This is a genomic window from Dactylosporangium maewongense, from assembly GCF_039531485.1.
Lineage (GTDB): Bacteria > Actinomycetota > Actinomycetes > Mycobacteriales > Micromonosporaceae > Dactylosporangium > Dactylosporangium maewongense.
Map to the genome: position 1 here is coordinate 153027 of NZ_BAAAQD010000025.1, position 19989 is coordinate 173015.

Sequence of the window (19989 nt, forward strand, 5' to 3'; positions counted from 1 at the left end):
TGCTGCTCGGAAGGCGCTTTCAGAGGGTCTGGCCGCCGTCGACCATGAGGGTCTGGCCGAGGATCATCCCGTTGACGGGGCTGAGCAGGAACGCGGTGGGCAGGATGAGCTCACGGGCATCGAGGATGCGGCCGGCCGGGATCCCCGCGACGACCGCCGCGGTGAAGTCCGGGTCGGCGAAGAGGGCCTCGTTGACCGGCGTCAGCGTCGCGGTCGGGCCGATCGCGTTGACCCGGATACCGCGCGGCGCCCACTCGACGGAGAGGGTCTCGGCGAGCATCGACACGGCGGCCTTGCTCGCGTTGTAGCTCGACCAGTCCGGGAAACCGCGGCGGGCGAAGCTCGAGCTGGTCAGGACGATCGAGCCGCCGCCGGTCATCCTCTTGGCCGCGCTGCGGGCCGTGAGGAACACGCCGTTGAGGTTCGTGTCGACGACGGAACGGAAGTCGTCGGCGCCGACCTCGAGCGCGGGCTGGACGACGGCGATACCGGCGTTCGCGACGACGCCGTGCAGCCCGCCGAAGGTCTCGACGGCGCGGTCCATGGCCGCCTCGACGGAGGCCTCGTCGGTGACGTCGGCGACGGCGTAGGCGAACGAGATGCCGGCCTGCTCGGCCTGCTCGGCGACCGCGGCCAGTCCCTCCTCACGCCTGGCGAGTCCGAGGACGTTGGCGCCGAGCTCGGCGAGGCCGAGGGCCACGGCCTGCCCGATGCCGGAGTTGGCGCCGGTGACGACGATGGTGCGCCCGGCGAGGCCGAGGGCCTGCCCGAGCGAGGAGCGCAGCGCGGGGGCGATGAGGATGGCCATGTCAGTGGTCCATCTGGGGAGCGCCGAGGACCCGCTGGATGAGACGCATCCGCTCCCGCCGGAGCACGGCCTGCAGCCGCTCGGAGGGCAGGTGCTCGTCGACGGTCGAGTCGGACAGCGTGCCCTTGCCGGCGAGGACCTCCTCAAGGACGAACAGCCGGTCCTTGGTCACCCACAACTCCTCGACGAGGCCCTCGATCATCCGGGCGAGATCGTCGATCGTCGCCTTCTCCAAGTACTTAGGAACTTCCATGGCTTCCTCTCAGGCTGCGGGCTTGACGCCCTTGGTGATCCATGGGTAGTTGGCCGCGCCCACGCCGTACTCCTGGACGTCGACGAATCCGGCGGACTCGAGCAGCGCCTTGCGGTCGGTGAGGAGCGCGCCGCGCCAGAACGGCTCATTGCGGTGGTCCGTCTCCCAGTCGAGAACCACGGAGCGGAAGAGGCTCTCGTGCTCGCTGTAGGGCGCGACGTCGGCGACGAGGAACTCCCCGCCGGGCCTGGTGACCCGGAACGCCTCCTTGACCACGGCCTTGGCGGCCGGGGCCGGGATCTCGTGGAAGAGGATGAAGGCGGTGGTGAGGTCGAAGGTGTCCGCGTCGTAGCCGGTGGCCTCGGCCTGGGCCTGGCGCAGGTTCCACTCGAAGCCGTTGCGCGCGGCGACGAGCTTGGCGTGCAGCAGCTCGCTCGGGCCGAGGTCGATGCCGTGGATCTTCGCGTTCGGGTAGGCGTGCTGCAGCGCGAGGGCGTAACGGCCGGTCCCGACGCCGAGCTCGAGGATGTTGTCGTAGTGGTCGCGGTTGCCCTCGACGGCGGTGACGTAGCGCAGGTCGGAGAAGTGGCTGCCCGGCTTGATGGCGCCGATCCCGCCGGTCGCAAAGATCAGGTCGTAGACGTAGTCGTGGATGATGAAGCCCATGTGCTCGTGGCCGTCCCAGCCGCCGGGCGTGAGGTGGAACTCCGTCGTCCAGTATTCGGGGATCTCGACGTCCGGGTCGAGCTCGAGCACGCCACCCTTGCCGGCGTTCGCCTCGTACTCCGCCCGGATCTCCGCCGCCCCGTCCTCGTACGCCTCCAGGCCCGCCACGAACTGACGCTCGGCGATGAGACGGGTGTAGAAGCGGTCCCAGGCAAAGGATCTGGAGCCGTCGAGCAGCTCGTAGCCGAGACGCAGCCGCTCGCGGTCACCCTCGGGAAGGGTCTGGCCTTCGAGCCGCTCGTCCAGCGTCCGCTCGGCCGAGGCCTGGAGCTCCCGGCCGCTCCATGCGGCCAGATCCGCCAGCAGGTTGAAGTTGGCCCGGCCGCGCTGTTTGAGACCTGTCTTCACGTTCATCCCTCCAGAGGTGAGAGCCAGTCGTCAATTCCGCTATGCGTAACGCCGTTCCATTACGTGCACCATAGCGATCTAGGTATCCACCGAACAAGGGCCTGTGACAACTCGTCCGGCCGCTTCGACACGGTCAGCGGCCCGCCAGCCGGCGGCCCACGTCCTCGGCCGCGATGAAGGACAGCCCGAGCGCCGCGAGCAGCCCGTTGCCGGCCAGGTAGCCGTCCGCTCCCCGGCCGCTCATGCCCACGGCGGCGCCACCCGCCGCGTAGAGCCCCGCGATGGGCTCGCCGGCGGCGTCGAGGACGCGGGCCGCCGCGTCGACAGCGAGCCCGCCCTGGGTATGGAAGAGCGCGGGACGCACCTCGACCCCGTAGAACGGAGCGGCGAGGTCCGCGTCGCCCCATCGGGAGCGCCCGTGCGGGTCGGTCGCGCCGCGGCGTCCGGCCGCGGCCTGCGCGAACGAGGCCTCGAGCCGGCCCGCGGGCAGGTTGAGCCGCCCGGCGAGCTCGGCGGCCGAGTCGCCCTGGCGCAGCACCCCGGACGCCTTCGTCTGACGGAAGTCCTCGAAGGCGAGGCACGCGTCGTGGATCCGCTGGTCGAAGATGATGAACGCGCGGTGGTCCGGCTGCGTGAGCTCGAGCGCGGCGAACTCGGAGTAGCCCTGGGTCTCGTCGGCGAAGCGGCCGCCGCTCGTGTTGACGATGAACCCGCCGTGCATCACCGTCGCCCAGCCGACCAGGATGCTGCTGAGCGAGAGCGCCCCGTGGCCCTGGTACGCGTCGAGGCAGTCGACGGCCGCACCGAACGTCCGCCCGATGCTCAGCGCGTCGCCGCGCGAGGCCTCGCTGCCGTGGTAGACGGCGCCGGCGATCTCCGGGATGTGCTCGGCGACGAGCGCCGCGTCGGCCCCGAAGCCGTTCGTCGCGAGGACGAGGGCGTCGCAGGAGATCTCCTCGGTCGTCCCGTCCGGCGCCTCGGTGACGGCGACGAGGGCGTCGTCCTGGTGCCGGGCCGCGACGAGCCGCGCGGGGACGACGATGTCGATCCCCCGCTCCCGGGCGACCCGGTGGAGCATGCCGAGCAGGATCGTGCCGTGCCGTCCCGGCACGGTGTGGCAACGGTGCCGCGTGTGCCCGGGGTACTCGAAATCCGTGACGAGCTCGAGTGGCAGCTTGAGCGAGCCGGCCAGCCACTCGACGAGCGGGGCCGAGATCCGGCTCAGCGCGTCGGTGACGACCGGGTTGGCGCGACCCTTGGTCTTGTACCGGACATCCTCGGCGAAGATCTCCGGCGAGTCCTCGACTCCCGCCTCATTTTGGAACAGCGATCCGGCACCCGGAATCATGGCCGTCGACATCGCCGTGTTGTTCGCCCGCAGGAAGTGCTCGTTCGCGTCGATCACCGCGACCGAGAGGCCGAGCTCCTGTGCCCGCAGCGCCGCGACGATGCCGCCGCCCGCACCGGCCACGAGCAGGTTGACGTCCGCCATCTCGTTTCCTCCTTCGGACGCGTCAGTACTGGTCATCGGGGGTCGTCACGCGTCGGAACGGCGACCCCGGCCGGCGGTGGGCGATCGCGAGGCCGATCCCTCGGGGGGAGTCGTCGTCGGCGAGTGAGCTGAAGCCGTAGTAGTACAGATGCAGACGGTCCTCGACCGGGACCAGCCGGGTCGCCGCCGCGCCGAGGCTGTCCCACGCGCCGGGCTCCCCCGCCGTCAGCACCGGGCCGTCGGACTGGTGGTGCCAGTGCCGGCCGTCGTCGGAGTCGGCGGTCGCGACCGAGCGGCCGTGGCGCTCGTCGAGCCCCGTGTACAGCATGAGCCAGCGGCGGCCCACGCCGAACGGGTTCTCGAGCACCTGCCGCGTCACAATGCCGTGCGAGTCCCAGGGCCGCTCGCCGTCGGCCCAGACGAGCGGACCCACGCCGGTCAGGACGGCCCCGTCACCGGACACGAAGGTGTCCGTGTGGAACACGCCGAGGTCCAGGGTCGGTGAGGTCGTCTGGACGTAGATCGTCCCGTCGGGGTCACCGAAGGCGTTCGGCCACGCGCGGTAGAGCCGGTCCGGGTCGTAGTCGAGAATGGCACCGCCGGTGGCCGGGCCGGGGACGCGGGTCCAGGTCACCCCGTCGGGGCTGATCGCGTGCCCCGGGCGCATCCCGAGCCCCGTCACCGCCCCGAGCCGTGTCTGGCTCGCCCGTACGGTCAGGTCGCCGCCGAAGTACCACAGGTGCCAGAGCCGCCCGTCGAAGGTGACGTCGGTGAGCCCGACGTGCGAGGCGTCGAAGCTCGCCGGGTCGCTGCTCGGGGCGAACACCGAGCCGAGCTCTTCAGGGCCGTCGAACCTCTCCCACCCGATGCCGTCGGGAGAGGTGGCCAACGCGATCCGCCCGGACCCCAGCGTGCCCGGTGCCGGGCGGTCGTAGGCGCGATCACGGCAGTAGTACCACATGCGCCAACCGGCGTCGGTACGGTGCACGACGGCGCCACCCACCCGGTAGTCGTCACAGCGGCCTGCGGGGCCAGGCCCGAGAAGGAACCCGTCCATGCGCATCGTGCGGCCTCCTATCCGTCAACGCCGTGCTCCCCGACCGCAGCCGCCCCGTCGGCACGACACCTGTCAGCTACCTGTTGCTCCGTCTACGCCTGCGCCGCGCCGCACATCTGCCGCAGCACCTGAACTCGCTGGTGCACGGCGACGACGTGCTCGGCTGCCGCGGCCATGGCGGCGTCGGCCATCTGACCGTCGGGCAGGACGACGACTCCCGCCGCGACCTGCCGGCCCCGGGCGAGCGCCGCGAGCAGGCTCTCGGCCTTCTCGACCTGCGCCGGCTCGGGTGCGAAGCCCTCCACGATGAGCGGCAGTTGCCTCGGGTGGACGGCGGTACGCCCGAGAAACCCGGCGGCACGCCCGGCCGCGCAGGACCGGAGCAGACCTTCGTCGTCGTTCAGCCGGGGATGGACCGACATCATCGGCGGCGGCAGCCCGGCGGCGCGGGCGGCGACGACGAGTCGCGAGCGCACCCAGTCCAGCCCGCCGTCCCCGGTCAGCCGCAGGTCCGAGCGCAGGTCCGCCTCGCCCAGCGCGACCGACGCCACCCCGTGCGCCGCGGCGATCTGCCCGAGCCGCTCGACGCCGACGGCCGTCTCGACGAGGACGGACACCGGCACGTCCCGCTCGAAGCAGGCCCGCACCGAGTCGACGTCCTGGGCCGACTCGACCTTGGGCAGCCGGATCGAGTGCACGGTGACGTCGGCGAGGACCTCCGCGAGCGCTTCGAGGTCGGCCCGGCCCCACGGACTGCTCACCGGGTTGACCCGGACGCAGAGGCGCGCGGTGCCGGACCCCGACGACCGGTGCCGCAGCAGGTCGACGACCTCGCGCCGCGCCGCGTCCTTGCGGCTGGGAGCGACGGCGTCCTCCAGGTCGACGATGACGACGTCGGCGATCGTCGCGAGTGCCTTGTCGTGCCGGTCCGGACGGTCCGCCGGCACGTAGAGTGCGGTGAGCTCGGGTGCGGGACTGTGTGCCTTGAAGGGATCCACGCCGTCCTCCTCTCGCGTCGGCGGCCGGTTGTCGCTGGCTGCCTTACTCGGTGGTCAACGGACGCCGCTGGTACTGACCGCGGGGCTCCCCCTGGATCACCCCATCGGCCAGGACGTGGTGGCCGCGCACGAACGTGTCGGTCACGGCGGCGGAGAGCTCGACACCCTCGAACGGCGTGTACTCCTGCGTCGAGAACGAGTCCTCGGCGCGCACGACCCACGACCGCGAGTCGTCGACGAGGCAGAAGTCGGCGTCGTACCCCACCTTGACGACACCCTTGCGACCGGAGAGCCCGTAGCGCTGTGCCGGGTTCCACGCGGTCAGGGCGGCGATCCGGTCCAGGCCGAGGCCCCGCCTGCGGCCTTCGGTGATGAGCGCCGGCAGGAGGTACTCCGCTCCGCCGAAGCCGGACCTGGCCACGAAGACGTCGTCGCGCTCCTCGCCGAACTTCATCTCGTCGCGGCAGCAGGCGTGGTCGCTGACGACCCAGTCGATCTCGCCGTCGAGGACGTGCTCCCACAGCCCCTCGACATCGTCACGCGAGCGGAGCGGGGGGTTGACCTTGCCGCCGATCCCCGACGCGCTGTGGTAGTCGGCGATGAGGTGGCCGATGGTGACCTCGCGGCGGAAGTTGATGTGCGGGAAGGTTCTCGCCATGAGCAGGGCCGCCTCGACGGCCTTGCGTCCGCTCAGGTGCAGCAGGTTGATGTTCGCCAGCCGCGTCTCGTGGGCGAGGTAGGAGGCGATGGAGATGGCCAGGCCCTCGGAGTGCGGAGGCCGGGAGGCGGAGTACGCCTCGAGCCCGGTGAGCCGCCCCTCCTGCTCGACCATGGCGGTGTACGCCGACATGATCTCGGCGGTCTCGCAGTGCATGCTGAGGGAGATGGAGTCCGCGATCTGCGGCTCGGCCTCCCGGGCCGCCTGGATGCCGCGCATGACGAACTCGAAGTGCGCGAGGTCGTAGCGCTCGCCCTCGGGGGTCATGAGGAACGAGCTCTGGTCCGCGGACCGGCCGTGCAGGCCGTGGCCACCGTAGAACATGAAGATCTTGAACGACGTGACGCCGTGCTCCTTGATGAGCTCGGGAATCTCGCCGATCTGCTCCTTGGACATCGGCGCGAGGTGGAAGGCGTAGTCGATGTACGCCCGGCCCTGGCTGCGCTCGAGCACCTCGGGGAACACGTCACGGTACGCGCCGCCCTTGTTGAGGTAGTACTGCCCGGTGCGCATGTAGTTGAGGCCTGTCGTCACACCGCCCTGGGCCGCCGCCTTCGACTCGGTCTCCGTGTCGATCTCGAGCGGGTTGTAGATGCCCCAGTGCTGGTGGGCGTCGACGACGCCGGGCAGCGCGAGCTTGCCGCCACCGTCGACCGTCGTCGTGGCGGTGGCGTCGCCGAGGTGGCCGATGGCGGCCACCCGCCCGTCCGTCACAGCGATGTCGGTGAGCACGGTCTGGGGCGACTCATGGGTGACGAGGCGAACGTCGCGGACGATGAGGTCGTAGTTCATAGGTCGCCTTCCTGCGCGGTAGTGGTGACGGAGTACTCGATGGCCGCCACGTCGTCGAGGGCGGAGAGGGCGACGCCGACGTCGCTCAGTTCGTCGAAAGCCAGCACGCGCGCCGCGATCAGCGCCACCGCTGTCTCGGGGAGGTGTCGCCCCGCGTTGTCACGGAACTTGAGCTCGACCTCGTCGTCGGAGAGCGGGTGCTGCGGACCTCCGCGGTTGACAAGGATCCGCTCGGTCACGGCCGAGCCGTCGACGAGCTCGGCGGTGAGGACCGCGGGGAACTGCTCCGGGAAGATCCGGGTGCACTCGTCGTCGGCGACGACGCTGACCTTGTCCATGATCTCCCGGCGCATGGGGGCGGCCGCGAGTTCGTCGGTGTAGTCGTCGAGGCCGACCCCGAGGCCGCCTCCCCCGCCGAGCATGCCGACGGCGACGGCGTACGGGCCGGAGAACTGGGCCTGATAGCCCGTGGCCGGGCGGCGCTTGCCGTCGATCGGCTCGCCGATCGTCCTGATGACGGGCGCCGGGACGCCGAGGGTGAGGCTGCGCACCGCACGGTGGTCCACGCCCCTGCGCCGCAGCGCGGTGGCGGCGTCGATGGCGGCGTGGGTGAAGTGGTTGGCGGGGTACGGCTTGAAGAAGATCCTGGGCACCTCCCACTCGGTTCCCAGGCCCTCGAGGATGGCGGCAGGGTCGAACTCGCCGCGCAGGAACGCCTCGAAGAACCCGAAACGCCCTTCGAGCACGGTCGGCGGACCCGTGATGCCCCGGCCGACGAGGTCGGCCGCCGTCACGGCGGAGTGCGCGGCCCAGCCACAGTGCAGCCGCTTGACGTTGCCACCGGTCCGGTTGGCCTCGATGATGCCGGCGGCCATGGACGCCGCGACGCCGAGGGAGCTCGTCAGCTGCGCCTCGTCCTGGCCGAGCACGACCCCCACGGCCACCGCGGCACCGAGGGCGCCGCAGATCGAGGTCGCGTGCTGCCCGTGCTCGAAGAACACCGAGTTGCCGGCCTGCCGGTCGTAGCCGGCCATGCCGATACGGACGCAGACCTCGAGGCCCACGGCGATCGCCGTGACCGCCGTGCGACCGTCGGTGCCCGCGCGCTCGGCGGCGGCGAGCACGCTGGGCACGATGGTCGCGCTCGGATGGAGCACCGAAGGCAGGTGCGTGTCGTCATAGTCGAGGGAGTGGGCGAGCACCCCGTTGCCGAAGGCGGCGAGCGCGGCGGGGACACGGTGCGGCACTCCGATCGCGCGCGCCTGGGGGGCACCGCCCTGCTCGGCGACGTAGTCGATGACTGCCTGGCTGCTGTCGAGGCTCTGCGCCGCGATGCAGATGCCGAGCGTGTCCAGGACCCGCTGCCGCACGCTGGCCGTGACCGCTGGGGGCAGGTCCTCGTAGCGGGCCCGGGCGGCGAACCGCGCGATCGCCTGGGCGAGGGTCGCGTCATGCACCGCTCGTCACCGCCAGGGGACGGACCGGCGATCCGGTCGCGCCGTAGAACTTGAGCGGCGAGGCGACGAAGACGAACTCGTGCACGCGCTGGGCGGCGAGCTCCTCGAGGTCGAGGGTTTCCATGATGTAGATGCCGGCGTTGACGAGCAGTACACGGTGAGCAGGCAGCACACTGTGTCCCGCGCCCGGAGGGAGGCACTCGAAGGCGATGGTGTCGGCGCCCGCGGCGACGACGCCCCGATCCGCGAGCCAGCGCGCGCCGGCCTCGCCGACACCGGGAACGCCGGATTCGCCGCCGATGAAGACCGAGCGGTCGGGGTTGTCGAAGTGCCTGCCCCAGCCGCTGCGGATCAGGACCACGTCGCCGGCCGCGATGGACCCGCCCTGACGTTCGAGGGTGATCTCGAGGTCGTCGGGCGTGATCTCGTAGCCGGGAGGGCATCCCTCAGGGGTGCCGAGAGCCGCCGGCACGTCGAGGAGGACGCCACGACGCACCATGGCGGGGATGGTGTGCGCCCCGAGCTCGATGAAGCGACCGCCTGAGGAAGCCTCATAGGCGTCCGAGCCGTCGAAGAGGCGACCGTCCTGCGACACGTGGGAGAGGGCGTCGATGTGCGTCCCGACGTGCGTGCCCATGGTGATGATGTCGTTCGAGGCCGAGCCGCCGTCCGCCCGCACCATGTCGCCGTGCCGGCGCGGCAGCGCGTGCCAGTAGTGGGGGTGGTTGGGAGACTGGGGCATCCCCACGAAGAGGACCCGCCCCAGGTCGAAGACGCGCACGCCCTGCGCCACGGCTTCGATCAACACGTCATCCGGCACGTGAACCCTGTCCTCCGTTTCCGGTCGGGCATTGAAGGCGCCCTTCACCTCCGGTCCCGCTGATGTAGTCACGGAGACTAGCCGAGAAACCCGCAGAGCGGAACACCATTGCGCTCTGTGGAAAGCATCTCTTTCGCGGTACGGCGCCCGCGCCAGCGTTGCCTGTCCGGCGATCCGCAGGCAACCCGCGAAACTCGGGCGATTGACTCCGGGCGACATCGAACCTAGCTTTGGTTCGGAACGATGTTCCACTGATCGGAACCAAGGAGGGACATGTCTCAGGATTCGTTGCGTGGCGTCAGGGTCATCGACGCGTCCACGATCCTGGCAGGCCCGCTGTGCTGCCAGATCCTCGGCGACTACGGAGCCGAGGTCATCAAGCTGGAACATCCGACCAAGGGCGACGCGCTACGAGGTCACGGACCGTCCAAGGACGGGGTCCCGCTGTGGTGGAAGGAAGTGTCCCGCAACAAGCGGGCCGTCACGTTGAACCTGAAGGTGCCCGCCGGGGCCGAGGTGCTCAAACGACTCGTCTGCGAGTCGGACGTGCTCGTCGAGAACTTTCGTCCGGGGACGCTTGAACGCTGGGGGCTGTCGCCCGAGGCGTTGCACGCCCTCAACCCCGGACTCATCATCGTGCGGATCACCGGCTTCGGCCAGAACGGTCCCTACGCCTCACGTCCCGGGTTCGGGACCCTGGCGGAGGCGATGAGCGGCTTCGCCCACCTCACCGGTGAGGCCGACGGCCCCCCGATGCTGCCCGCCTTCGGCCTGGCCGACAGCATCGCGGGCATCGCCGCCTCCTCCGCGGCCGTCATGGCCCTCTACCACCGGGACGCACGCAACGGCGCGGGCCAGGTCATCGACCTCAGCCTCATCGAGCCGATCCTCACCGCGGTCGGCCCCGGTGTCACCGTCTACGACCAGCTCGGCGTCGTCGAACAACGGCACGGCAACCGCTCGACGAACAACGCCCCCCGCAACACCTACCTCACGAAGGACGACCACTGGGTGGCCGTCTCGACGTCCGCACAGGCGATCGCCGAGCGGGTCATGCACCTCGTCGGCCACCCGGAGGTCGTCGACGAGCCGTGGTTCGCAGCCGGGCACACCCGCGCCGAACACGCCGACGAACTGGACGAATACGTCGGCACCTGGGTCCGCAAGTACAACCGCGACGAGGTCCTCGCGGCCTTCGAACAGGCCGGTGCCGCGCTCGCCGCTGTTTACTCCGCCGCCGACATCGCCCACGACCCACACATCCGCGAGACCGAGATGATCACGCAGGTCGAGGACCCCGAGCTCGGCCCGATGCTCATGCACAACGTCATGTGGCGGATGTCGCACACACCCGGACGCATCCGCTTCACCGGCCGTTCCAAGGGCGCCGACACGGAAGAGGTGCTCACCGAGCTCGGCTACACACAGGAGGAGATCGCCGACCTGCACGCGGCCGGAGCCGTCTGACGCGAAGACACCCATCTCACAGCAACGGTCTACGGCGACACCTCATACGTCACTCCTACGGCGGCGCCCATGCCTCTCTCCTACGGCGGCGTCTCATGCGTCTCTCCTGCGCAGGAGGACGACGGCTAAGGCGAAGGTCAGCGCCGTGTACGTGCACAGGACAGCGAGGCCGGCCCACGGGGACAGCGGATAGTAGCCGGTGGCGGGGGTGTACACGCTGTCGACCTGGGGGTAGCGGGTCAGGGTCTGCTGGACGGCCATGGCCGCCGCCGGGGTGAACGTCGCCAGCCACTCGGCCATGGGTGGCGGCAGGAACGGCGTCCGCGCCAGCAGGTGGGGCAGCACGGTGGCGACCACGACGGCGGTCACCGCGGTGGCGCCGCGCCGCACGACCGTGCCGACGGCGAGCGCGAAGACGGCGGTGACGGCGAGCAGCGCGGCGGTGCCGGCCTCGGCCCGCAGCAGGGTGCCGTCCGTTGCCGGGAACACTGTGAGACCGAGGCCGCGGACCACCCGCAGCCACAGTGGCACCGCGATGACCGTCGCGGCGAGGCAGACGGTGAACGTGACGCCGGCGAGCACGGCCGCCTTGGCCGCCAGCAGACGCACCCGGTGTGGGCTCGCGCTGAAGGTGGTGCGGATCAGCCTGGTCCGGAACTCGGTCGTGATCATCTGGGTGGCCATCACGACGATGACGACCAGCGCCGGGAACGTGCCGAAGAGCAGATCGGCTGCGGTGGCACCGACGGGCACCTCGTTGCGGGGCGCCGGGCCGAGGTCGCCGGCGCCGGTCACGGTGAAGCCGTCGCCGGACGCGGTGAACCCGCCGGACGTGCCGGACGGATAACCCGCGAACGTGGCCGTGCCCGCTCCTCGCTGGTCACCGGTCCAGTCGGCGGCAGGCCACCAGGCGCCCGTCAGTTGAGGGTCGCTGAACGTGGCGGTGGCCGTGTTGCCGGCGGTGCCGATGCCGTCGACCAGTGGCGGGCAGGCCACGAACAGGCCCACCTGCACGGTGCCGGACAGTCCCGCCAGCCGCACCGAGTCGACCTCGCTCCAGCTCGCGCCGTCAGCGGAGACCTCACCGGTGACCGTGTCGCCGGCTCGGGTCAGACGCAGCCAGCCGCCTGCCGCAGCAGCGCGGTCATGCAGGTAGTCGTGCTGCATCCGTACACCATGAGCAGCCGTCATCATGATGGCCGCATAGCGGGCGCCGGGCTCGTCTCCCGCGCTGACGATCAGTCCTGCCTTCGCCCATGGGCTGGTGGAGGACGGGGCGGTGACCGCGACGGTGATGCTGCCGTCGCCGGCCAGCGGTCGGTGCACGAAGAAGTAGGCGTCGCTGACGGGTTCGCCGTGCGGCCCGATGGGCACCGTCGTGCGCTGCTCGGGCGCCCCGCCGGCCAGGCCCGTGAGCGGGAACAGCACGATCATCAGGGCGGCGGCCGCGGCGGCGCGCACCCAGCCGGGCACGGTGCGGAACTTGGTCCATTCCGACCGCAGCAGCCTGGTGACTTGTGTCATGGCTTCGGTTGTACGCCGGCGGGGGTGACAGGACGGTGTCGATCGCTGTCACCGGGCTGTCACCTCCCGCGTGGCATCGTGGTCGGCGTCGCTCTTGCTGCATGGAGGTGTGGTCATGCGAGTGCTGGTGGTCGAGGATCATCGGACGCTGAACGCGTTGATCGCGTCCGGTCTGCGCCGCGAGGCGATGGCCGTCGACACCGCCCTCGACGGTCTCGCCGCGCTGGAGCAGCTGGCCGCCACCCGCTATGACGTCATGGTCCTGGACCGCGACCTGCCCGGCCTGCACGGCGACGAGGTGTGCCGGCGCACGGTGGCCGGCGGGGCGGGCACCCGCGTGCTCATGCTCACCGCGGCCGGCACCGTCCGTGACCGGGTCGAAGGGCTCGGCCTGGGCGCCGACGACTATCTGCCCAAGCCGTTCGACTTCGCCGAGCTGGTCGCGCGCGTCCGGGCCTTGGGCCGCCGAAGTACACCGGCGCTGCCCCCGGTGCTGGACAACGGTGACCTGACTCTCGACCCCAACCGGCGGGTCGCGTCGCGGGCCGGGCGGCGGCTGGATCTCAGCCCGAAGGAGTTCGCGGTGCTGTCGCACCTGCTGGCCGCCGGCGGCCGCGTCGTGTCCGCCGAGGAGCTTCTCGAGCGGGTCTGGGACGACGCGACCGACCCGTTCACCACCACCGTGAAGACGACGATCGCCCGGCTGCGCGGCAAGCTCGGCCAGCCACCCGCCATCCACACCGTCCGCGAGGGCGGCTACCGGATCGGCGAGCGATGACCGGCCCAGCGCCGCGTCGCCGGTTGCGCACCCGGCTCGCGCTGCTGCACGCGGCGTTCGCCTTCGGCTGCGGCGTGCTGCTGCTGGCGTTCGTCAACCTGCCGCTGATCAGCACCGGCCACACCACCCCCGTCGACGGAAGCAGCGGCGCCCAGGCCACCAGCAACCTCGGTGAGCTGTTGCGCTACTCCGCCGTCGCGCTGGTCTTCATCGCCGCGCTGTCCGTCGTGCTGGGCTGGTGGATCGCCGGGCGGGCGGTGCGCCCCCTCCAGGTGATCACGTCTTCGGCCCGGGCGATGTCCGCGGACACCCTCGCCGCGCGGCTGCGCGTGCCCGCCGCATACCAGGAGTTCGCGGAGCTCGCCGACACGCTCGACGACCTGCTGCGACGGCTGCACGCGTCGTTCACGGCGCAGCGGCAGTTCATCGCCAACGCCTCCCACGAGCTGCGCACTCCGCTCACCGTGCAGCGGACCATGCTGCAACTGACGCTCACCGACCCGCACGCCACCGACGAGACGCTCCGATCGGCCTGCCACGAGCTGCTGGAGCTCGGCGAGCAGCAGGAGCACCTGATCGACGCGCTGCTCACTCTGGCGACGGGCTATCAGCCGATCGACCGCTGGGAGCGGTTCGACCTCGCCGAAGTGACGCGGACCGTCGTCCTCGACCATGGGGCGGAGGCCGAGCGGCGCGGCGTACGCGTCCACACCGTGCTCGCCGCCGCGCCGGTGCTCGGCGACCCGCGCCTGGCCGCGAGCCTCGTGACGAACCTGGTCGGCAACGCGCTGCGGCACAACGTCCCGGATGGGACCGTCGAGGTCGCCACGTCCCCCACGGGACGACTGACCGTCGGCAACACCGGGCCGCCGATCCCCGCCGCGGAGATCGGGCGACTGTTCCAGCCGTTCCAGCGCCACGGCACCGACCGCACCGGCGACACGGATGGCCACGGGCTCGGGCTGGCCATCGTCGCCGCCATCGCGCAGGCGCATCACGCTTCGCTCGCCGCGTGCCCCGGGCCGGAAGGAGGTCTCCACATCACCGTCGATTTCCCACCTGCGCCCTGACAAACCGCAGGTATCGGGCCGAGCGCTCGCGCCGACCTCACGCGGTCAGTGTCGGCAATAGCCGGGCGCGCCGTCAGAAGGGGCCGCTGTTGAAGGCCGGGACAGCGGTGACCGGATGGCTCGGCTCGTGGCAGCGCGGCTGCTACGACGGGGCACCCCTTGGCGCGGGACCGCCCTGGTTTAGGCGGCACGAGAACCACCTGGTCAAGGCGGCACGGGAACCGCCCTGGTCGAGGCGGCGCGGGACCGCCCTGGTCGAGGCGGCGCGGGACCGCCCTGGTCGAGGCGGCGCGGGACCGTCCTGGTCGGGACGGCGCGGCACCGAGGCAGTGCGGCGAGGATGTCGGGGCGCCCTGCCGGGAGCTGTGCGGCCGCGGCGGCACCGAGGGCAGTGCGGTGGGCAGGCCGCGGCGGCACCGAGGGCAGCGTGCGGGGCGGGCCGCGGTCGGTGGCGCCGCAAGGTCCGGCATGGGCGCTCGTGGTGACGCCGGTGGCTGGGGCCTGGGGATTCGGCACCGGTGCGCACGGTGGTGCTGGGTGGCTGGGGCCTGGAGGTCCAGCACGGGCGGGCCGTCGTCGGCGTCGGGTGGTGCCGGAAGGTCCGGCATGGGCTCGCGGTGATGCCGCCGGAGGGGCACAGCGGCGAGGACGGTCGGAGTGCCGTGGCGTGTGCGGGTGTCCGGCTCGGGTAGCTGTCAACGTGGGACGCCCTGAAGAACGGCCTTGGGCCGGCGCCTGTGGCAGGGCCGGCCCAAGGGTGTGTCGTCGTACGGGTGTTACTGCGGCAGGCTGAACTTCTGGGCGCCGCTGCCGTTGCAGTCCCAGATCTGCATCTGGATGCCCTGGGTCGTCGAGCCGTTCGGGTCGTCGAGGCACTTGTTGGACGCCGGGTTGTAGTACGTGTTGTCGGCGCGGTGGATGAAGACCTGGGCGCCCGTGCTGTTGCAGTCCCAGATCTGGAGCTTGGCGCCGTTGGCGGTGGAGCCGCCCGGGATGTCCAGGCACTTGCCGAAGGCGCGGAGGGTGCTGCCCGCCTCGACGTAGGTCCACTGCTGCGCGCCGGTGCCGTTGCAGCCCCAGAGCTGGACGGGCGTGCCGTTGGCGCTGTTGGAGGAGCGGACGTCCAGGCAGAGGCCGCCGGGGCCCTTCACGGCCTTGCCGCTGGTCGGGGGCGGCGTGGTGCCACCGCCACCGCCGCCACCGGCCGTGTACGCGGCGACGTAGTCGACCATCATCGGGGCGCCGGACACGGTGGAGGCGTAGGGACCGCCGCCGAACGCGGCCGGGAAGCCGCCGCCGATCGCCACGTTGAGGATGATGAAGAAGCCGTGGTGGGTCGCGTTGTTCCAGGTGGTCGCGTCGACCTGGTTGGCGTTGATGGTGAAGAAGTTGTTGCCGTCCAGGTACCAGCGGATCTGCTCCGGCGACGTGCTGCGGTCCTGCTCGACGGCGTACGTGTGGTAGCCGCCGTTGCAGCCGCCGCAGGCGCGCTCGCCGCTGCCGATGCCGGTGGTCTCGTTGCACGGGCCGCCGGGGTTGGTGCCACAGTGCAGGGCGCCGAAGACGGAGGGCCGGCCGTTGATGTTCTCCAGGATGTCGATCTCGCCGATGCCGGGCCAGCCGGTCGCGCCCGTGCCGCGCGCCGCCGCGCCCAGCATCCAGAACGCGGGCCAGTAGCCGGCGCCGTTGGCGGTGTTGACGTTGGGCTGTGCGATGCGCGCCTCGACCCGCAGCTTGCCGCCCGCCGGTGCGGCGATGTTGGTGCGCTGCGTCTCGATGCGGCCGCTGGTCCAGTTGCCGGCGCCGTCGCGGAGCGGCCTGATGGCAAGGTTGCCAGCACCGTCGAGGTAGACGTTCTGGGTGCTGTTGGTCATGTTCTCGATCTCGCCGGTGCCCCAGTTGCCCGCGCCGCCGGGGTACCCGTGGCCGAGGTCGTAGAGCCAGTTGCCGGTGTTGACACCGGTGTTCGCGGCGCCGTTGAAGTCGTCGGCGAAGATCTGGGTCCAGCCGGACGGGGTGGGTGGCACCGACGCGCCGGCGTCGGGCAGCACCGCGATCGATGCGGCGGCCACCACGGCTGCGCCGGCGGCGGCGAGCAGCGCGGTGCGGCCGCGGAGCCTGCGGGGTGTGCGTTCTTGTTGGATCTCCACGGTGAGGGTTGCCCTTCTCGAGCAGGAGCGGAGACGGTGCGATTGGCGGGACGCCACACGTTGGCGGACGTGAGAGCGCTCTCAGCATCCTGGGCTACTGGAAAGCTTGTTGTCAATAACTGCAGGTCCGGCAACGCGATCACGCACGACGCGACATGCTCAAAGACCACCGCGGGGCGAAAAAGTGCACCCGCCGCCGGCAGTACCGGCGACGGGTGCGGCGAACGGAGTCGTCAGCGCAGACCGGCGCGCCTGGCGACGGTGATCAGCTTCCCGGGGTCGTCGGAGATGATGCCGTCGACGCCGAGGGCGATGGCACGGTCCATCGTCGGCTCGTCGTCGATGGTGTACGGCACGACCTTCAGCCCGTCCCGGCGGTGCAGAACGTCGACGGTCGGGCCGTGGAAGTAGGCCGGGTTCTGCCGCAGGTACCAGTCGTCGGACACGACGGTGCCCTGCGCCGGGTCGTGGACCTGCCAGTTGGCGGAGACGGTCGACGCGCCGCTCGCCTTCACCAGTTTGCCCAGGTCGCGGTGCTTCCACCAGTCGAGCGTGCCGGTCCACGGGCTCTTCACCGACGGGTTGCCGTAGACCGCCTGCAGCGAGCACTCGTCGGCGAGGGTGGCGCACTCGGCGGGGCCGTACTGCCAGACCAGCGCGACGGTCTCGATCCTCGGGTTCAGCGCGCGCGACAGCTGGATGGTCCGCCAGTCGAAGGACTGGATGGTGACCCGGCGGTCCAGGCCGGCCTTCGAGATCGCGGTGACGAGACGGATGGTGAAAATCCAATACGGCTCGGTGTCGGCGACGGTCGGGCTGATTTTCGTCTCGATGTTGAGCCGGATGTCGTCGCGGCCGCTGGACTTGACGACGGCGAAGAGCTCGTCGAGCGTCGGGATGCGCTCGCCGGGCGCCGAGGCGTTGCCGCAGTCGACCGTCTTCACCTGGGCGAGGGTGAGGTCGTGGATCGACTTGCCGATGTACGGGAACAGCGGGTCACCCGGACGGACCGGCGCGGTGTCGCGGCAGTGGGAGCCGTTCAGCGAGCGGTCGTGGCTGACGACGAGCACGCCGTCCTTCGTGACGCCGGTGTCGAGCTCCAGGGTGGAGATGTCGGCGTTGCCCAGCGAGTTACGGAACGCGGCCAGGGTGTTCTCCGGCCGGGTCGCCTTGCCGCCGCGGTGCGCCTGGATGTCGAAGGGTGACTTGGTACCGCGCGGCAGCGTGAAGCCGCGCTGGGCGGCGACGGTCCGCAGGCGGTCCGGGTAGTCGGTGATGATGCCGTCGACCCCGTCGTCGATGAGCTTGTTCATCGTGGCCGGGTCGTCGACGGTCCACGGGATCACCTTGATGCCGTTGGCGTGCGCGTGGCGCACCATCGCCGCCGTGACGTACGGCTGGTAGCCGGCGTCGGTGACCTTGCCGTTCTGCGGGAAGCCGTGCACCGGCGAGAAACTCGTCACGCCGATGGATTTCACGGCCGCGATGGGGTCGCCGCCGAAGTCGTCGATGTCGAGGCCGCCCAGCCACGGCGAGGCGCCCGGCTGGCCGGTCTGCAGGAAGTCGCGGTTGGTCAGCGCGACCAGCGCGAGGCGCGGCTCGACCTCGCGGAAGCGGCGCAGCGCGCCCCAGTCGAAGCTCTGGATCGTGACCCGGCGCAGCAGGCCAGCGGCGCGGATCTCGCGCGCGGCGACCTGGACGAACTGCTCGCGCGGCGCGGTCTCCTGCGGCGCGCCGGCCTCGACCTTCGTCTCGAGATTGAACTTGACGTCCTCGTTGCCGTAGCGGGCGACGAGGTCGAACACCTCGTGCAGCAGCGGCATCCGCGATCCGGGGGTGAGCAGCTGACCCGGGTGCTCGGGCAGGCCCTTGCTGCCGCAGTCGAGCGTGCGGACCTGCGCGAGGGTCAGGTCCTTGATGAATTTCCCGACGTACGGGAACACGGGATCGCCCGCGGCGACCGGCGCGGTGTCGAGGCACTTGGCGCCGCTGACGCGACGGTCGTGGGTGACGACGGCCTGGCCGTCGGCGGTGATCTGGATGTCGAGTTCGAGGGTGGTGACGCCGAGCCGCAGCGCGTTGCCGAACGAGCTCAGCGTGCTCTCGCTGCGCAGGCCGAGGCCGCCGCGGTGGGCCTGGATGTCGAAGGACGCCTTGCGGTGTGCCGCCGCGGGCGTGGCCACCGCCAGTGGAAGGAGAAGGCCGGCCGCGATCGCGGCGGCCGACCATCGAGACATGGACATGCCGGGCACGTTGCCAACGTCAGGCGGCGCGAGGCGGGGCGGAGGTTGACGGGCCCGTGAACGCCGGGCGTACAAGCTTTCACGGCGTCCGGGCAGTCCAGTGCCGAAGCTTCTCGGGGTTGAGCACCGCCCAGATGTGCCGGACCCGGTCCCCCGCCACGTCGAACGCCAGCACCGCCGCGACCGCGCCGTCGACCTCGGCGACCAGGCCGGGCTGGCCGTTGACGGTCCGTTCGGCGAGCCGGAACCCGGTGCGGACCGCGAAGAACCGGGCCACCTCCACGGCGCCCACGACGGGGCGCGGTGCCGCGTTGACGAGGCCGCCGCCGTCGCCGGTCGCGGTGACCGCCGGGTCGAGCAGGCCGATGAGCGCGTCGACGTCCGCGGCCTCCCACGCCCGCCGGAACGCCCGCACCACGCCGGCGCGGTCGCCTGCCGGCGGTGCGCCCTCGCGGTGCTCGCGGATGCGCCGGCGGGCGGACGACGCGAGCTGCCGGCACGCCGCCGGGCTGCGGCCGACGATCCCGGCGACCTCCGCGAACGGGTACTGGAACACGTCGTGCAGCACGAACGCGACCCGCTCCGCGGGCGTCATCGCCTCCAGCACCACGAGGAACGCCATGCTGACCGACTCGTCGAGGGTGACCCGCTCGGCGGGGTCGGGCGCGGCGCCGTCGGGCCGCCCGCCGATCCACTGTGGACGGCCGGGCAGCGGCTCGGGAATCCACTCCCCGACGTAACGCTCGCGCCGCACCCGCGCCGACCCGAGCAGGTCCAGGCAGATCCGCCCGGCGACGGTCGTGAGCCACGCCGCCGGGTTCTGGATGGACTCCTGTTGGTGTTCGCTCAGGGTGTACCAGCGTGCGTAGGTCTCCTGGACCACGTCCTCGGCGTCCGCGAGCGATCCCAGCAGGCGGTACGCGAGGTCCGTCAACCTGCGCCGCTCGGTCATCACCGGTTCCATGTGCCCCCTTCCGTTCACCTCCAGTGTCGACGAGACAGCCCCGCGGATTGTGAGCCTCACATGTCGGCCGCGGGCTTCGTCGTACATGAGCAGCCAACGACAAAGGGTTGCCAACTGCCGACGAGCCAATGGTCAATAGTGCTCACTAGTTAGCTATAATTTGCATTGTGAACCTCAAGGAATGGGCAGCGGCCACCGGCATCTCGTACGCGACCGCGCGCCGGCGTTACGAGACCGGGACGCTACCCGTTCCCGCATACCGGCTTGGGCGCCTGATCATGATTGGTGAACCGCTGACCGGCTCGGCTTCAACGTCCGGGCAGA

16 protein-coding genes are annotated in these 19989 nt (G+C 71.1%); 3 read left to right on the forward strand and 13 right to left on the reverse strand.

The features are described 5' to 3' along the window. Window positions 1-19 precede the first annotated feature (19 nt). From ABD332_RS45560 to ABD332_RS45600, 9 genes are all read right to left on the reverse strand, one after another. Window positions 20-808: an SDR family NAD(P)-dependent oxidoreductase gene (locus tag ABD332_RS45560; RefSeq protein ID WP_344510758.1), complete on the reverse strand. Its 789-nt coding sequence runs from the start codon at window positions 806-808 to the stop codon at window positions 20-22. Between the two features lies 1 nt (window position 809). Beyond that, window positions 810-1061 carry a hypothetical protein gene (locus ABD332_RS45565; protein WP_344510760.1) on the reverse strand — a complete coding sequence of 84 codons (252 nt, stop codon included), beginning with the start codon at window positions 1059-1061 and terminating at the stop codon, window positions 810-812. 9 nt (window positions 1062-1070) lie between these two features. Further along, window positions 1071-2135 carry a class I SAM-dependent methyltransferase gene (locus tag ABD332_RS45570; RefSeq protein WP_344510762.1) on the reverse strand — a complete coding sequence of 355 codons (1065 nt, stop codon included), beginning with the start codon at window positions 2133-2135 and terminating at the stop codon, window positions 1071-1073. A 133-nt stretch (window positions 2136-2268) separates the two neighbouring features. Beyond that, window positions 2269-3627, reverse strand: coding sequence for an FAD-dependent oxidoreductase (locus tag ABD332_RS45575; protein WP_344510764.1), 1359 nt, complete (start codon window positions 3625-3627; stop codon window positions 2269-2271). 22 nt (window positions 3628-3649) lie between these two features. Further along, window positions 3650-4684: a glycoside hydrolase family protein gene (locus tag ABD332_RS45580; RefSeq protein WP_344510766.1), complete on the reverse strand. Its 1035-nt coding sequence runs from the start codon at window positions 4682-4684 to the stop codon at window positions 3650-3652. Window positions 4685-4776: 92 nt separating this feature from the next. Continuing rightward, window positions 4777-5682 (reverse strand): HpcH/HpaI aldolase/citrate lyase family protein, encoded by a 906-nt coding sequence (locus ABD332_RS45585; RefSeq protein ID WP_344510768.1) that lies wholly within the window; start codon window positions 5680-5682, stop codon window positions 4777-4779. A 43-nt stretch (window positions 5683-5725) separates the two neighbouring features. After that, complete coding sequence (locus tag ABD332_RS45590) at window positions 5726-7192, reverse strand: dihydroorotase (protein WP_344510770.1); 1467 nt, start codon at window positions 7190-7192, stop codon at window positions 5726-5728. Further along, the gene (locus ABD332_RS45595; protein WP_344510772.1) at window positions 7189-8649 is read right to left on the reverse strand and encodes an MmgE/PrpD family protein; all 1461 of its coding nucleotides are present in this window, start codon (window positions 8647-8649) and stop codon (window positions 7189-7191) included. Before ABD332_RS45595 ends, ABD332_RS45590 begins: the two co-directional genes overlap by 4 nt. Further along, window positions 8642-9517: a cyclase family protein gene (locus ABD332_RS45600; RefSeq protein ID WP_344510774.1), complete on the reverse strand. Its 876-nt coding sequence runs from the start codon at window positions 9515-9517 to the stop codon at window positions 8642-8644. Before ABD332_RS45600 ends, ABD332_RS45595 begins: the two co-directional genes overlap by 8 nt. Before the next feature lie 225 nt (window positions 9518-9742). Between ABD332_RS45600 and ABD332_RS45605 the strand changes: the two genes are divergently transcribed. Next, window positions 9743-10936 carry a CaiB/BaiF CoA transferase family protein gene (locus ABD332_RS45605; protein WP_344510777.1) on the forward strand — a complete coding sequence of 398 codons (1194 nt, stop codon included), beginning with the start codon at window positions 9743-9745 and terminating at the stop codon, window positions 10934-10936. A 93-nt stretch (window positions 10937-11029) separates the two neighbouring features. On the opposite strand, the gene ABD332_RS45610 is transcribed toward ABD332_RS45605, so the two are convergent. Beyond that, a complete protein-coding gene (locus ABD332_RS45610; protein ID WP_344510779.1) occupies window positions 11030-12460 on the reverse strand; it encodes a hypothetical protein in 1431 nt (476 codons plus the stop codon). 115 nt (window positions 12461-12575) lie between these two features. Here ABD332_RS45610 and ABD332_RS45615 point away from each other — a divergent pair, with 115 nt between their 5' ends. After that, window positions 12576-13238 (forward strand): response regulator transcription factor, encoded by a 663-nt coding sequence (locus ABD332_RS45615; RefSeq protein ID WP_344510781.1) that lies wholly within the window; start codon window positions 12576-12578, stop codon window positions 13236-13238. Next, window positions 13235-14308, forward strand: a complete 1074-nt coding sequence (locus ABD332_RS45620; RefSeq protein WP_344510783.1) for a sensor histidine kinase — start codon at window positions 13235-13237, stop codon at window positions 14306-14308. Before ABD332_RS45615 ends, ABD332_RS45620 begins: the two co-directional genes overlap by 4 nt. Window positions 14309-15084: 776 nt before the next feature. Here the strand turns inward: ABD332_RS45620 and ABD332_RS45625 are convergent. The 3 genes from ABD332_RS45625 to sigJ all read right to left on the reverse strand — a co-directional run bounded on the left by ABD332_RS45625 (window position 15085) and on the right by sigJ (window position 19653). Then, window positions 15085-16458, reverse strand: a complete 1374-nt coding sequence (locus ABD332_RS45625) for a ricin-type beta-trefoil lectin domain protein (protein ID WP_344510785.1) — start codon at window positions 16456-16458, stop codon at window positions 15085-15087. A gap of 233 nt (window positions 16459-16691) precedes the next feature. Next, window positions 16692-18701: a glycerophosphodiester phosphodiesterase family protein gene (locus ABD332_RS45630; RefSeq protein ID WP_344510787.1), complete on the reverse strand. Its 2010-nt coding sequence runs from the start codon at window positions 18699-18701 to the stop codon at window positions 16692-16694. A gap of 79 nt (window positions 18702-18780) precedes the next feature. After that, the gene (gene sigJ, locus ABD332_RS45635) at window positions 18781-19653 is read right to left on the reverse strand and encodes an RNA polymerase sigma factor SigJ (protein ID WP_344510789.1); all 873 of its coding nucleotides are present in this window, start codon (window positions 19651-19653) and stop codon (window positions 18781-18783) included. Window positions 19654-19989: the final 336 nt, after the last annotated feature.

What these genes read in the sequence shown, in the direction of transcription:
- ABD332_RS45590 (WP_344510770.1), bottom strand. Translation starts at nt 7,192, where the DNA reads ATGAACTACGACCTCATCGTCCGCGACGTTCGCCTCGTCACCCATGAG.
- ABD332_RS45565 (WP_344510760.1), bottom strand. Translation starts at nt 1,061, where the DNA reads ATGGAAGTTCCTAAGTACTTGGAGAAGGCGACGATCGACGATCTCGCC.
- ABD332_RS45580 (WP_344510766.1), bottom strand. Translation starts at nt 4,684, where the DNA reads ATGGACGGGTTCCTTCTCGGGCCTGGCCCCGCAGGCCGCTGTGACGAC.
- ABD332_RS45575 (WP_344510764.1), bottom strand. Translation starts at nt 3,627, where the DNA reads ATGGCGGACGTCAACCTGCTCGTGGCCGGTGCGGGCGGCGGCATCGTC.
- ABD332_RS45560 (WP_344510758.1), bottom strand. Translation starts at nt 808, where the DNA reads ATGGCCATCCTCATCGCCCCCGCGCTGCGCTCCTCGCTCGGGCAGGCC.
- ABD332_RS45620 (WP_344510783.1), top strand. Translation starts at nt 13,235, where the DNA reads ATGACCGGCCCAGCGCCGCGTCGCCGGTTGCGCACCCGGCTCGCGCTG.
- sigJ (WP_344510789.1), bottom strand. Translation starts at nt 19,653, where the DNA reads ATGACCGAGCGGCGCAGGTTGACGGACCTCGCGTACCGCCTGCTGGGA.
- ABD332_RS45605 (WP_344510777.1), top strand. Translation starts at nt 9,743, where the DNA reads ATGTCTCAGGATTCGTTGCGTGGCGTCAGGGTCATCGACGCGTCCACG.
- ABD332_RS45630 (WP_344510787.1), bottom strand. Translation starts at nt 18,701, where the DNA reads ATGTCCATGTCTCGATGGTCGGCCGCCGCGATCGCGGCCGGCCTTCTC.
- ABD332_RS45610 (WP_344510779.1), bottom strand. Translation starts at nt 12,460, where the DNA reads ATGACACAAGTCACCAGGCTGCTGCGGTCGGAATGGACCAAGTTCCGC.
- ABD332_RS45615 (WP_344510781.1), top strand. Translation starts at nt 12,576, where the DNA reads ATGCGAGTGCTGGTGGTCGAGGATCATCGGACGCTGAACGCGTTGATC.